At 53.4% G+C, this 14070-nt stretch carries 12 protein-coding genes and 1 pseudogene; 6 read left to right on the top strand and 7 right to left on the bottom strand.

The genetic code is table 11. From position 1 onward, the window contains the following. Positions 1–2 precede the first annotated feature (2 nt). The 3 genes from NST69_RS20555 (at position 3) to NST69_RS20545 (ending at position 3636) form a co-directional block, all read left to right on the top strand. On the top strand, positions 3–1952 hold the full coding sequence (locus NST69_RS20555; RefSeq protein ID WP_342546997.1) for a fructose-specific PTS transporter subunit EIIC: 1950 nt from the start codon (positions 3–5) through the stop codon (positions 1950–1952). A gap of 175 nt (positions 1953–2127) precedes the next feature. Continuing rightward, on the top strand, positions 2128–2628 hold the full coding sequence (locus tag NST69_RS20550; RefSeq protein ID WP_036731809.1) for a Crp/Fnr family transcriptional regulator: 501 nt from the start codon (positions 2128–2130) through the stop codon (positions 2626–2628). A gap of 321 nt (positions 2629–2949) precedes the next feature. Next, complete coding sequence (locus tag NST69_RS20545; protein ID WP_036698508.1) at positions 2950–3636, top strand: YitT family protein; 687 nt, start codon at positions 2950–2952, stop codon at positions 3634–3636. Positions 3637–3725: 89 nt separating this feature from the next. Here the strand turns inward: NST69_RS20545 and NST69_RS20540 are convergent. The 4 genes and pseudogenes from NST69_RS20540 to NST69_RS20525 form a co-directional block, all read right to left on the bottom strand. Beyond that, a pseudogene (locus NST69_RS20540) lies at positions 3726–4460 on the bottom strand (class I SAM-dependent methyltransferase). Positions 4461–4532: 72 nt separating this feature from the next. After that, the gene (locus tag NST69_RS20535; RefSeq protein WP_339310537.1) at positions 4533–4811 is read right to left on the bottom strand and encodes a PQ-loop domain-containing transporter; all 279 of its coding nucleotides are present in this window, start codon (positions 4809–4811) and stop codon (positions 4533–4535) included. A 129-nt stretch (positions 4812–4940) separates the two neighbouring features. Then, entirely contained in the window at positions 4941–5375 is a 435-nt protein-coding gene (locus NST69_RS20530; RefSeq protein WP_036731817.1) for a MarR family transcriptional regulator, read from the bottom strand. Between the two features lie 88 nt (positions 5376–5463). Further along, positions 5464–6495 carry an NADH:flavin oxidoreductase/NADH oxidase gene (locus NST69_RS20525; RefSeq protein WP_339310534.1) on the bottom strand — a complete coding sequence of 344 codons (1032 nt, stop codon included), beginning with the start codon at positions 6493–6495 and terminating at the stop codon, positions 5464–5466. Positions 6496–6692: 197 nt separating this feature from the next. Here NST69_RS20525 and NST69_RS20520 point away from each other — a divergent pair, with 197 nt between their 5' ends. Together NST69_RS20520 and metE are read left to right on the top strand one after the other, a co-directional pair. Further along, positions 6693–7553 (top strand): undecaprenyl-diphosphate phosphatase, encoded by an 861-nt coding sequence (locus NST69_RS20520; RefSeq protein ID WP_209871277.1) that lies wholly within the window; start codon positions 6693–6695, stop codon positions 7551–7553. A 194-nt stretch (positions 7554–7747) separates the two neighbouring features. Further along, positions 7748–10048 carry a 5-methyltetrahydropteroyltriglutamate--homocysteine S-methyltransferase gene (gene metE / locus NST69_RS20515; RefSeq protein ID WP_342546996.1) on the top strand — a complete coding sequence of 767 codons (2301 nt, stop codon included), beginning with the start codon at positions 7748–7750 and terminating at the stop codon, positions 10046–10048. 190 nt (positions 10049–10238) lie between these two features. Here metE and NST69_RS20510 read toward each other — a convergent pair whose 3' ends face one another. After that, on the bottom strand, positions 10239–10391 hold the full coding sequence (locus tag NST69_RS20510) for a DUF1540 domain-containing protein (protein WP_076079942.1): 153 nt from the start codon (positions 10389–10391) through the stop codon (positions 10239–10241). Between the two features lie 377 nt (positions 10392–10768). On the opposite strand from NST69_RS20510, the gene NST69_RS20505 reads away from it, so the two are divergent. Continuing rightward, positions 10769–11908 carry a DUF4349 domain-containing protein gene (locus tag NST69_RS20505; protein WP_342546995.1) on the top strand — a complete coding sequence of 380 codons (1140 nt, stop codon included), beginning with the start codon at positions 10769–10771 and terminating at the stop codon, positions 11906–11908. Between the two features lie 458 nt (positions 11909–12366). Here NST69_RS20505 and msrA read toward each other — a convergent pair whose 3' ends face one another. Together msrA and NST69_RS20495 are read right to left on the bottom strand one after the other, a co-directional pair. Then, positions 12367–13353 carry a peptide-methionine (S)-S-oxide reductase MsrA gene (msrA, locus tag NST69_RS20500; protein ID WP_342546994.1) on the bottom strand — a complete coding sequence of 329 codons (987 nt, stop codon included), beginning with the start codon at positions 13351–13353 and terminating at the stop codon, positions 12367–12369. 98 nt (positions 13354–13451) lie between these two features. Continuing rightward, entirely contained in the window at positions 13452–14063 is a 612-nt protein-coding gene (locus NST69_RS20495) for a VTT domain-containing protein (protein WP_342546993.1), read from the bottom strand. Positions 14064–14070: the final 7 nt, after the last annotated feature.

Genomic DNA, 14070 nt, shown 5'->3' with positions numbered 1-14070 from the left:
TGATGAAAATTACAGATTTGATGATACAGGAAACGATGATTATGGAGCTGCAGGCTACAACGAAGGAAGGAGCCATTGACGAGCTGATTGCCAGTCTCGCGGCCAGCGGACGCATCACGGATGCGAAGCTGTTCAAGGAGAAGATTCTGGAGCGTGAAGCCCAGTCCAGCACAGGCATCGGCGGAGGCATTGCTATGCCTCATGCCAAGACCAAGGCTGTCAAGGAGGCAACAGTAGTATTTGCGAAGAGCAGCGCCGGAATTGATTTTGCCTCCCTGGATGAAGCGCCGGCCCACCTATTCTTCATGATCGCGGCGCCGGACGGAGCTGGAAATATGCACCTGCGGACACTCGCTGCACTGTCCAGGTTACTCATTGAAAGCGAATTCATCGAACAAATCATGAGTGCCAAGACCCCTGCCGAGGTGTCCGCCTTATTCGATGCCAAGCAAGCGGAGGCTGAAGCCCAGGCAGAAGCGGAAGCCACAGCAGCGGCAGTGAAGGCTGCTTCTAAGGTAGCCGCACCGCAAGCTGAACCGGCACGAATCATTACCGGGAACCCGGATTCACAGAGCTTCGTTGTTGCTGTAACAGCGTGTCCTACAGGTATTGCCCATACCTACATGGCAGAGGATGCCCTCAAGAAGAAGGCTAAGGAGATGGGGGTCAATATCCGTGTCGAAACGAACGGCTCGGAGGGTGCGCAGAATGTGCTGACCGCAGACGAGATCGCCCGGGCCAGCGGGGTCATTGTTGCCGCCGACAAGAACGTGGAGATGGAGCGCTTCAGCGGCAAGCCTGTGCTTCAGCGTCCGGTTAGCGACGGTATCCGCAAGTCAGAGGAGCTGATCCGGATCGCAGTTGCAGGAGATGCACCTATCTACCGCGGCTCTGGACGCAATGAAGAAGGCTCAGCACCTGTGAAGTCCGGTTCTATTGGAAGCAAAATCTACAAAGACCTGATGAACGGCATCTCACATATGCTGCCGTTCGTAGTCGGCGGAGGCATTCTGCTGGCGATCTCCTTCCTGATTGAACAGGTGGCCAGTCCCGACAATGCGCTGGTCAAGCTGCTGCAGAGCATCGGCGGCGGTGACGGAGCCTTCCACTTCCTGATTCCGATCCTTGCCGGATTTATCGCGATGAGCATCGGTGACCGGCCTGCGCTGATGCCGGGTATGGTCGGCGGTCTGATGGCCCTTAACTCCAATTCTGGCTTCCTCGGCGGTCTGGCTGCCGGGTTCCTGGCTGGTTATGTAGTGGTAATGCTCCGCAAAGCCTTCTCTGGCCTGCCGCGCACACTGGACGGTCTGAAGCCGATTCTGCTCTATCCCGTATTCAGCTTGCTAATTACCGGCGCGGTTATGTTCTTCCTGTTCGATCCGTTATTCAGCTGGATTAACGGAGGACTGACCGATGCGCTTAACAATCTGGGTACCGGCAACAAGATTCTGCTGGGCTTGGTGCTTGGCGGGATGATGGCCATTGATATGGGCGGTCCATTCAACAAGGCAGCCTACACCTTTGCCATCGGCGTGTTTACGTCCAGCGGCAATACAAACGGAATGATGATGGCAGCAGTGATGGCCGGAGGGATGGTGCCTCCGCTGGCGATTGCCCTGGCAACCTCGTTCTTCAAAAATAAATTCACGGAGACCGAACGCAAATCCGGTGTAACCAACTATGTGCTGGGCTTGTCGTTCATCACCGAAGGGGCCATTCCGTTCGCTGCGGCTGATCCGCTGCGGGTGCTCACCTCCTGTATTCTGGGCTCTGCCGTAGCCGGCGGACTTACCCAGTTGTGGAACCTCAATGTTCCCGCACCGCATGGCGGTGTGTTCGTAGCCTTCCTCTCTAACAATGCGGCATTGTTCCTGCTGGCTGTGCTGATCGGCTCCGTGATTTCCGGGCTGACACTCGGACTGTGGAAGAAGCCGATAGAAGCGAAATAACGTATTTTGCCTATACCTGAAACCGCCTGGGAGTAGAGACCATTCTCTACCCCAGGCGGTTTCTTTACCGTTGAACTCTTGGAAAATGGCTGTTTTACGCTTGCCCCTCCATTTTAGTGTCTTATTTCGGTATAATTAAAAATATATATACAGAGAAGGCAAAGGAGAATGCGAAATGATTCTGCACAGAGGTGAGGTCTTATTCCGCCAGGGAGACGGCGGCCAGAACCTGTTCAAGGTGAAGAGCGGACTGTTCAAGGTCACGAGACTGCATGAGAACGGGAACATGGTACTGTTCAACCTGTTATATCCGGGTGAGACTGTTCCGCATCATTCCCTCATTTCGCCGAAGGAGGCGCATGGAACCGCAGTGGCGATGATGAAAAGTGAGGTCGAGCTGATTCCGGCTGCAGAATGGTACCGGGAGCTGAGGGAGAAGCCTGAGAAGGTGATGGAGATCGCCCTGTTGCTTCAGGAGAAGGTGCGGTTCATGCAGACAAGGCTCGATCATCTCACCGTTGGAACGCCGGGGGAGCGGATGGCCCTGCTGACCCGCTGGCTGACCGAATATTCTCATGGCGCACAGCTCACAGATCTGCTGACACAGGAAGAGATCGGACAATTGATCGGCGTCCGCCGCGAGACCGTCAACCGTCTGCTGCGGAATCCGGGCTGATTGCTTATTTTTAATGGAAACTGTTTAGAGTGGCCCCTCCGCGTGGTATAATCTATTCAGAACATATCAAACTAAAGAAAGGATCAGGATACCATGTGTCCCCGAAGGACGATTCCCCAAAGGACGATTTGGAAACGTTATGATCTGTCTTATACTTAGCTTCCCTGTAGAATGTGCGCGAACCGTTGTTCATTGACGAAGCCGCTTCTGCGAAGGGAAGGGAGTATTGTATGCGAAGGAGCAACACCTCCTCCGGTATAACCCCCCGTAGAGGCTGGCACGAACGTCTAGCCGCCATATACGATAAGGGGAGACCGAGTAATGAGGAAACAAGACAGTGGCATGAGTTTGCCGCTCCGGTTAGCTATTATTTTGACCGGAACACTATTGCTTGCATTTACGTATTATCACATTAATTATCAGAACCACTTGACCGAAGGCGGATTCGTAGGATTGTCGCTGCTCGGCAAGTATGTACTGGGGATTTCACCATCACTTAGCATCCTGATTTTGGACATTCCGGTACTCATCATCGCAATCATTTTCAAAGGAAAATCATTCGTAGTGAACACCTTCATCTCCGTAGTGGCCTTCACGGTATTCTACGGGCTGATGGAACGCTATTCCGGCTGGGTTATTGACCTGCAGGATAACTTGCCGGTTGCGGCGCTGTTGTCCGGGGTATTGACAGGTCTGGGCGCAGGAATGGTCCTGCTGGGCGGCGGGGCGAGCGGCGGGGACGATATTTTGTCCGTGCTGATCAGTGAATGGAAAGGTATTAAGGTAGGAACCGTATTTATCCTGATGGATGTAATCGTTCTGGCTTTTTCCCTCTTCTATATGCCGTTAAGAGAAACCCTGTACACTGTGATGGCTGTAGTTGTAGCCGGTTATGTAATCACTTTTACAACCTCTCTGGGCAGACGGAAGCTGGTTCAGGCACCTAAGATTCCGTCCGCACTTGCCAAGACTCAGGAAGGTACAGTGAATGTGAATAATGCAATGTGAACTCCGTGAACCACGGGGATGATAAAAGGTCAGCGGACTACCGTCCGGCTGGTCTTTTTTTTGTGGTTTTTAGAAATGAGTTCTGTCTGTTACTGCTTCACCGCCGACAGCAGCAGGAACATCGGACGCCGCGTCTCCTCCTGCCAGGCCGGATTCTTCTCCAGCATCTCAGGGGTCGGCTGCAGCTAAGATAGCTGCTTCAGGACGAAGCCGGAATCGAGCAGCGTACCTAGGTAGGTGGCGGTGGTCCGGTGGTATTTTGCAACCTCGTGTTCGAGAAAATCAGCCAGCCTTAGCCCTTCCACATGGTAGTTGTCCACGGGCCAATGCAGCTTCTCCCCGTCCGGGCTGTAATGCCAATCCTGCGCGGCGAGCGCGGTGAAGATCGGATGCTCTACAGAGAAGACGAAGGCTCCCCCGGGCTTCAGGCAATGCCGGACCTGGCGGCAGAGACTGCCGAAATCTTCAATATAGTGGATCGCCAGCGAGCTGATCACGGTATCAAATTGCTCTGCCCCGAATGCGGCATCCTCAATGGCGAGCTGGAGATACTCAATCTTCGGGTCGTCTGTCATCGTACGGGCACGCTCCAGCATATTGGCGGAGAGATCTATGCCTACGACGGAAGCCGCCCCCTGCTCCCGGGCATACCGGCAGTGCCAGCCGAACCCGCACCCCAGATCAAGCACCCGCTGGCCCGCCAGATCAGGCAGCAGAGTACGGAAGACCTCCCATTCTCCGGCAGCCTCCAGTCCGCCCGTAGAGCGGGGCATCTGGCTGTAATTCGCAAAAAAAACCGCGTCGTCATACTTATTTTGCTTCATTCATTGAACCTCCCACATCCTTTTATTACAGAAAGTATAACGCAGATGGGACGGAGGTGCAGCCTACAGAATTCATTGTTGCCCTTGGGAACGGTAGCGGATAATCAGCAGGACGACCGTTGTTACGACCGCCAGCGACAGGGAATTGGTGATCAGAAAAGCAAGTCCGACCCCCTGCGCCGCCAGATTAACCGCATAAGCCTCCATAAGAAGGATGCCCAGCAGCATCAGCAGGTAAGCTTTCAGACTGAGATCTGCAACCGAACGGGTCCTGATGATCTGCACAATCTGCGGAATCCAGCCTACAGAGAGAATAAGACCGCCAACCAGCTGCATAGCTGTGAATAACATATGCTGCACCCCGCTATTCTTAATTTCTTAATAGTATGGTGTATGCTCAGGGGGAGAGGGAGGTTCAGGCAAAAACCCGCCGCCCCTCGGGAGGGACGGCGGGTTCACCCGGCAGGCAGCTGCCCGGGTCTAGGATTGCTTCAGCTGGATAAGCTGCTCCAGCAGCAGCTGCGTGTCGTCTACAGGAAAGGCTTCCTGCAGCACTTCATGAACGGTCTGCTTCGCCCGGTCAACCTTGTCCTGCCCAATGGCAGTCAGGGACGTATAGATGCTTCTGCGGTCTGCCTCGCAGGACTTGCGCTCCAGCGCTCCGCAGCCCTTGGCTTCGAAGCGGCTGACCAGCCGGGACACAGCACTCTGGCTAAGCCCGACCATCGATTCCAGCTGCTGGAGCTTCAGCTTTTGCTCAGGGGCTTCGGACAGAAACAGCAATACATAGAATTCCTTAAGCGATAGCTCATAGTTCTCGGTCAGCTTCGCTTCAAGGACTGCGGCCACCTTCATCTGTATCAGAGAGAGCGATAACCAGCTGTTAATCAGATCATTTGAAGGGGGGTTAGTCATGTCTTCATCCTCCCGGTGTATACCTCTAATGAATAGTAGTTGTTATACAGTATACCATCACCATAGGCAAGCTGCTGACGAATTGTCCTTAACGCGGGAATCCTAATGCGTACTGCTTAGGTATATCTGCGTCTTTGCGCAGAGTCACACCGGCTTCCAGCGTCCAGTAAGGATTACGGAGCATTCCCCGGCCCACCGCTACCAAGTCAGCTTCTTCATTGCTAATGACGGCGTTGGCAAGAACCGCTTCATCCAACCGGCCAACAGCAATCACAGGCACGTTCAGCTCCTGGCGGATGGTTCTTGCCAGCGGTAACTGATAGGCTGCATGGTTGCCCGGTCCATTCTCTGCGTCAACGGCTCCTTCACCACCTGAACTGATATGGAAAATATCGGCCCCGGCTTCCTTATAGGCTCTGCTGATCTCCAGACCCTCTTGGAGGCCGTAGCCGCCTTTCACATATTCTCTGGCGGAAATCCGCATGATCAGTGGCATATCCTCAGGCATCACGCTCTTGGCGGCAGCGATAACCTCCCGGCCGAACAAGGTCAGATCTTGTCCGTATTCATCAGTCCGCTGGTTGGTCAGCGGCGAGTGGAACTGGTGAATCAGATAGCCGTGGGCGCCGTGCAGCTCAATAGTGTCGAACCCGGCCTGGACCGCACGCTCTACGCCCCGTTTGAATTTCTGTACCATGTCTTTAACTTCTTCTGTTGTCAGGGCATGAGGAGTCTTGGACTTGCCGTCAAAAGGAATTGCGGAAGAAGAGACAGGAACCTTGGCATCCTCCGCCTTGCGTCCGGCATGGGCCACCTGAATTCCGATTTTGGCTCCATGGGCATGACTGGCTTCCACAATCCGCGCCAGCGCAGGAATCTGCTCATCAGACCAGACGCCCAGATCATAATCGGTAATCCGGCCGTCCGGGTCCACATCAGCCATCTCGACAATGATCAGTCCGGTGCCGCCGACAGCGCGGCTTACATAGTGGTTGTAATGCCAGTCGTTAGCGATGCCATCCTTATTGGTAACTGAATATTGGCACATGGGCGGCATTACCACCCGGTTCTTCAGTTTTAAGCTTTTATACTCATAGGGGGTGAACAGATCTTTCGTCATGAATTTCGCTCCTTCGTTCTACATGGGATGGATAAACAATAAATGCATGCGCATGCATATAAATATATGCTGTTGGTATCTGCCTGTCAAGTCAGCGTTATGATTAAAATTTTCCATACTGCAAGCGAGCTGTAAGTTTCAGAAATAGCTGTGCGAGTTTACAATTATTATATTGAAAACAATAAAGGGGGATCGCCATGGAGCTGCTGACCATTGTCAAAGCAATCATTCTGGGAATTGTGGAAGGGCTGACCGAATTCGCTCCGGTATCCTCGACAGGCCATATGATCATCGTAGATGATATGTGGCTTAAATCGCAGGAGTTCCTGGGGAAGTACACGGCCAACTCCTTCAAGGTAGTGATTCAATTAGGCTCCATTCTTGCGGTCGTCATTATTTTCCGTAACCGGTTCATTGACCTGCTGGGCCTCGGGAAGCTCAGCCGCAAGGACTTGGCCGTAGTGCCGGAAGGGCAGCGGCAGGCTCCGGCGGAAGGGCGGCTGAAGCTGACGCATATCCTTGTCGGACTGCTACCGGCCGGAATCTTCGGATTTCTGCTGGAGGATTACATCGATGAGCATCTGTTCTCTACCTTTACTGTGCTGATTGGACTTGTGGTTGGTGCGTTATTCATGATTTGTGCCGACCGTTTTGCGCCTGCGAATGCCCGGACTGAGAGTGTGGATCAAATTACATATAGGCAGGCGCTATCAGTCGGATTGATCCAATGTATCTCCCTGTGGCCGGGCTTCTCGCGGTCCGGCTCGACGATATCCGGCGGGGTTCTGCTGGGCATGAGCCACCGTGCGGCAGCCGATTTCACCTTCATCATGGCGGTGCCAATTATGGCCGGGGCGAGCCTGATTTCACTGCTGAAGAACTGGCAGTATTTTACGCTGGATGCCTTGCCGTTCTTCATTGCCGGGTTCATCAGCGCCTTCGTATTCGCACTGGTATCGATGCGTTTCTTCCTGAAGCTGATTAACCGGATCAAGCTGTTGCCCTTCGCAATCTACCGGATTGTGCTTGCCGGTGTGGTCTATCTGATCTGGTTCTGATTTCGCCGGGTCTCAGAGTCTAAGCTGCTCCTCCTTCATGGGGGTGCAGCTTTTTTTGGCGTTTTGCTATAGGGAATCTGTATAGCCGGATTGCGTGGAATCTGTTGCAGGGCGCGGAAGGCGTGCAGTAAGATGGCATCAGATTAAGGCTTGCAGACATGAGGGCAGACAATTATACAGAGGAGTGGACACCTATGAGTAAAGGAATCAAGACAAGCAGCCTCGGTTATCCGAGAATCGGCAAGAACCGTGAATGGAAGAAATTATTGGAGGCTTATTGGGCCGGGAAAATCGATGAGCAGAGCTTCCGCTCGCAGATGGAGGATATTCAGCTTCAGCATTTGCAGACCCAGCAGCAGGCCGGAATTGATCTGATTCCGGTGGGCGATTTCACCTTCTATGACCATGTGCTGGATACCGCCGCTATGTTCGGGATCGTACCGGCGCGTTACGGATATAAGGGCGGAGAGATTCCGCTTGATCTGTATTTTGCAATGGCGCGCGGCAATGCAGAGGCCCCGGCCTGCGAGATGACGAAATGGTTCAATACGAATTACCATTACATTGTGCCTGAGATCGGCAGCCTGACTCCGGTATTGACAGCGAATAAACCGCTGGCTGCCTACCGCTTCGCCAAGGAGCGGGCAGGCATTGAGGGCAAGCCCGTTATAGTCGGACTGTATACCTTCCTGAAGTTGTCCAAGGGCTTCCCGGCAGCAGACATCGCCGCCGTTGCCGCACGCTTCCTCCCGTTGTACGTACAACTGCTGCAGGAGCTGCAGGCAGAAGGAGTGGCCTGGGTACAGATCGATGAACCGGCGATTGTTACCGGCTTAACGGCTGAGGATACCGCACTGCTCCAGAACATTTACAGTGAGATTGCTGCTGCCGTACCAGGACTGAACCTGATGCTGCAGACGTACTTCGAAGCTGCGGAGCCGCTTGAAGCATTGCTGGCGCTGCCTGTGCAGGGTCTGGGTCTTGACTTCGTCCATGACGGCGGCAAGAATCTGGAGTCGGTTGCACGCCTCGGGTGGCCGCAGGATAAGACACTCGGAGCCGGTATCCTTGACGGACGCAACATCTGGCGCGCCGATACCGATGCCAAGCTGGAGCTGGTAGCGAAGCTGCTGACCTATGTGCCTCAGGAGCAGTTAATTCTCCAGCCAGCGTCAAGTCTGTTGCATGTGCCTGTAACGGTTGAGGGCGAGGTCAAGCTGAAGGCTGCGGTCAAGAATGCCTTGGCGTTTGCCAATGAGAAGCTGGCCGAGCTGGTTCTCATTGCGGCAGCCGCGAACGAGGGAAGAGAGCGTTATGCCGCCGAGCTGGAGCGCAGCCGTGAGGTGCTGGCTGTATTCCGTGCCCTGCCGGAGCGCGGGCGTGAGGATGTAGCCGAGCAGGTGCGTGCCCTTGCCCAGCTGCCGGACCGCCGCAGCCTTCCGTTCGCCGAGCGTGTGAAGGTTCAGCAGGAGAAGTGGCGTCTGCCGCTGCTGCCGACCACGACCATCGGCAGCTTCCCGCAGACGGCTGAAGTCCGCCAGGCCCGTCTGAAATGGCGCAAGGGAGTCTGGAACCAGGAGCGTTATGACTTGTTCATCAAGCGGCAGATCGCTGAAGCGATTACGCTTCAGGAGGAGCTAGGTCTGGATGTGCTGGTACACGGAGAGTTCGAGCGTACGGATATGGTGGAATTCTTCGGGGAGAAGCTGGCCGGCTATCTGTTCACCGCAGGCGGCTGGGTTCAGTCCTACGGATCACGCTGCGTGAAGCCGCCGGTAATCTATGCCGATGTTGCTTTTATCGAGCCGATGACCGTCAAGGAGAGCGTATATGCCCAGTCACTGACGAAGCTGCCTGTTAAGGGAATGCTGACCGGACCGGTTACGATCCTGAACTGGTCCTTTGTCCGCGATGACCTCAGCCGGGAGGCGGTGGCCGGACAAATCGCCCTCGCCCTGCGTCATGAAGTATCCGCACTCGAGGAGGCTGGTATCGAGATGATCCAGGTCGATGAGCCGGCGATCCGCGAGGGCCTGCCGCTGAAGGCGAGAGATCATGAGTATTACCTCAACTGGGCGGTGAAATCCTTCCGGACCGCCACGAACCATGTCAAGGACACCACGCAGGTGCATACGCATATGTGCTACAGTGAATTTAACGACATGATTGGTTCGATCTCGGCGATGGATGCGGATGTCATCTCCATTGAGACCTCGCGCAGCCATGGTGAGCTAATCGTCAGCTTCGAGGAGCAGGAATACGACAAGGGGATTGGACTGGGTGTGTATGATATTCACAGTCCGCGCGTGCCGGTGGTAGAGGAGATGACTTCAGCCATCGAACGTGCGCTGCGCGTGCTGGATGTCCAGCAGTTCTGGATTAATCCCGACTGCGGACTGAAGACACGGGGCTGGGAAGAGACCACAGGCGCACTGCGCAACATGGTGAAGGCCGCTGTCTTGGTGAGAGAGCAGCATGGCGCAGTGACCCGTTAACAGACGGCACTGTTCCGCCTAAGTTGCTTAGATTTGCACAACAAAACCACTGCAAGCGGGAGAGTATAATCTCCGGCTTGCAGTGGTTTGTTTTTTGCAGGAAACACTTGATAATAATTCTCATTCTTGATAGAATGAGAAAAGAAAGAAGGAACCTGTGGAGGGCTCCTTCATATTCTGTAAAGATTCATTATTTGCTTTCAAAGGTTTTGCAATCTGTTTCCTCAGATTGTGTAGGCTGCTTGGAGCTGTGGTAAGCAACGAAGATGGACTCAGCGTTGCATTTGTTCTCTTCAGCCCAGTAGGTGCAAGAATTAACTGCGCACAATACGTCTTTTGCCATGAGGGTTCACCTCCTCTTGTAGTAGTAGGCATCATAAATCGGCAAGAAATGAATTAAAGCTGCCCGGGCAAGGTGGAGCTTGTCCGAATAGCGCCATAACCTTATTCAATTCAATGTGAATAGGGTTTTTGGTGTTTTTTTGCCGTTTTATCATCGTAATTGTAACAAATAAAGAGGCAATACGCAAACAGGACCCCACTCGGCTATTCATGACTGAATGGTCTTATTTGTTATTTTCCGTAAATGACTGCAACCTTCCAGCTTTTGGAACGTCAAGAGGGATAAGCGCGGAACGGACCGATACAGATAACGGCCTTTCGCCGCGGAAGCTGAAGCACCGGAAGCAGTATACAATTACACTTTGTGGAGGAATGAGCATGCGAAAATGGGGTCTGCATTACTTATTGTATCTAGTGGTTGTAGCCGTGGTTCTGACGGGATGCGGCGCGTCGAGTAACAATTCAGATTCGGCAGCGAATTCAGAAAGCACGTTCAGTAATCAAGCAGCATCAGACGGTTCAGCGGAGAGCGCGCCTGCTGCGGTGGAGGTCAAGGAGGATAGTCTAGCTAACACGGCGATGGCTGTCAATGATCAGGCTGCAGTGAAGGGCGGCGGCGGAAATTCAGCAGTCCCTGGGGCGGGGGCTGAGCAAGGGGCAGATGCTTCTGCCGGATTCACCGGCACCGATGTGGTAGCAGGGCTGAACAAGAAGCTGATCTACAAGGCGAACCTCAATATGGAGGTAACCGACTACGGGGCAGCGCAGACTGAAGTGCGGAACATGGTTACTCTGGCCGGGGGCTACATTATTGAATTCTCAGAGAATATGTCTGAATATGAACAGGGTGGAACCTTTATCCTAAAAGTGCCTGCGGCGGGCTTCTCTCCGTTCCTGAACAATCTGGAGAAGATTAAACATGAGAAGCTCCAGAGAAGCATCCAGGGGCAGGATGTGTCGGAGGAATATGTGGACCTGGAGTCACGCCTGAAGGCGAAGCAGATGATGGAGGCGCAGTATATTGATTTTATGAAAAAAGCAACCAAACCGGCCGATCTCGTCCAGTTCGCCAACCAGCTTGGGGAAATTCAGGAGCAAATCGAACAGATCAAGGGCAGAATGCGGTATATCGATCAGAACGTATCGTTCTCTACAGTGGAGCTTCGCCTCTACCAGACGGAGAAGAGTCTTACCCTTACACAGACTAATTCCGAGGGGCCGCTGGGTGAACGGGCTTCGGAAGCGCTCAAGAGCAGCATGAAGGCGTTGTCTGTGATGTTCCAGTGGCTTGTTGTTGTACTGGCGGCTGCTCTCCCCGTCCTGCTGGTAGCTGGAGTGGTGGTTGCGCTGGTGCTCTGGTTACGGAAAAGCTTCAAGCGTCGGCAACCTGCACATCCTGAACAAGTGCGGTTGGGCGGCAACCGTCTGCCGGGCCGGGAATCGCAGCCTCATCCTGAAGCGGCACCTGTAGTACCGGCCGCACCGGAAGAGGAGAATTCAGATAAGCAGAACAAGTAGAGCGGGCTGTACGAATAAACATAGGATCATTTATGTAAAGAATAAAGCCTCCCTACCCGTGAATCCGGGCTGGAGGCTTAGTTTTGTTCAGGAAATTATGATTTTTTTCTGTTGTGGATAAAGTATGTGCCCGAATGTATGCGGAAAACAACATACATTTGCTGATGTGCGGGCATGGGGCTCCAATGTATGCGGAAAACAGCATACATTTGCTGATACGAAGGCGTGTGGCCCGAATGTATGCGGAAAACAACATACATTTGCTGATACGAAGGCGTGTGCCCCGAATGTATGCGAAAAACAGCACACATTGTACTGGCGCGAAGGCGTGTGGCCCCAATGTATGCGAAAAACAGCATACATTTTGCTTGCGCGCAGGTAAGTTAAGCAATATACAAAGCTATCGCTTAAAGCTGTCCATTAGAGGAGCAGAGAAAACGGGGTGTCCAGTTCCAGCCTTAAGCATGCTGGAAGAGCACACGGTACTCGCCATAGCCTTTCTTCTCCAGGTCCTCTTTGGGAACAAAGCGCAGAGCTGCCGAGTTGATACAGTACCGCAGTCCGTTCGCTCCAGGGCCGTCATTGAATACATGGCCCAAGTGGGAATCCGCTGTCTTGCTGCGTACCTCAGTGCGGACCATCAGGTGGCTGAGGTCGGTTTTCTCCTTGACCACATAGTCCCGGATCGGACGCGTGAAGCTCGGCCAGCCGCAGCCGGAATCGAACTTGTCCTCTGAGCTGAACAGTGGCTCCCCGGAGACAATATCCACATAGATCCCGTCTCCGTGGTGATCCCAGAATTCGTTGCGGAATGGAGATTCCGTAGCGCTGTTCTGCGTTACTTCATATTGAAGCGGAGTCAGGCGCTCCTTCAGGCTCTGCGGGTCCTCCTTATGCGTCCAGTGAGCTTCGATGAATGCTTCCCGGCCTGAACCCTTACGGTAACGCTTGTAATGGGCTGGATTCTTGTGATGATAGCCCTGATGATATTCTTCGGCCGGGTAGAAGGGCTTAGCAGGAAGAATAGGCGTCACAATGGGAGCGGAGAATCGTCCGCTGGCTTGAAGGGCCGCCTTAGAAGCCTCTGCCTGCTGGCGCTGCTCCTCCGAATGGGTGAAGATTGCCGTTCCATAAGAAGTGCCACGGTCATGGAATTGCCCTCCGGCATCGGTGGGGTCAATCTGCTGCCAGAACAGCTCAAGCAGCTTGCTATATGGGAAAATATCCGGATTGAACGTAATCTGCACCGCCTCAACATGTCCGGTGGTTTCCGAGCATACTTCCTCGTAGGTCGGATTCACGGTATGTCCGCCTGTATAACCGGAGATAATCTTGACAATGCCCGGAAGCTCTTCAAAAGGGGATACCATACACCAGAAGCATCCACCGGCGAAGGTGGCTTGCTCGGTCTTGACATTTATAGAATCAGCTTGAAATTCACTCATTGTTATCCCTCCATCTGTAGAATGCAATTAAATAGATCACAATTTAATTATAAATCAAATAGAGGCTTACTGCCAGCATACCGGAAATTCTTGAAGCGTCAGCGGCCCGCAGAAGGACGGCGGCGCATGGATAATCCAGCTACAGCCAGTACGGCAATATACACGATTATAGCTACAGCTGCACTTCGCGGATGCTGGAACATCTGTCCTCCGAGGAAGGCGTAGAGGGCGATGCCGGGAATTTTGCCAAGTGCGGTGGCTCCAAGATAGCTCCAGAAAGGCAGTCCGGCGGCACCGGCGTAGATATTCACAGCCATCTGCGGAATGAACGGTGCCAGCCGGGCAATCACTACGGATGCAAAGGGACGCTGCTGCACAGCAGACACAAATCTGTCCAGCGCCGAAATACTGCTTAGATAGGCCATAGATTTGCTCCGGAACATGGATGCAACGACTCCATAGACAAGGGCTGCCGCGATTGTGGTAGCGCTCCAGCAGATTAACGCTCCTGCGAAGCTTCCATAGGCATACCCGAACAATCCGATAATCAGCTTGTAGGGCAGGACCGGAAATAAGGCCAGCACTGTGGCGGCGAGCATGGACAAATACAAAGGATGATTCTCTCTAAGCCAGGCCAGGAGTTCATACCTGTAGATAAACGCGAGGATTATGCACGAAACATACAGAATAACCGTTAGCCATTTTCTCATTATACTA

Source organism: Paenibacillus sp. FSL P2-0089 (assembly GCF_038595095.1).
GTDB classification, from domain to species: domain Bacteria; phylum Bacillota; class Bacilli; order Paenibacillales; family Paenibacillaceae; genus Paenibacillus_AQ; species Paenibacillus_AQ silagei.
This window is presented reverse-complemented; position numbering and strand designations above follow the sequence as displayed.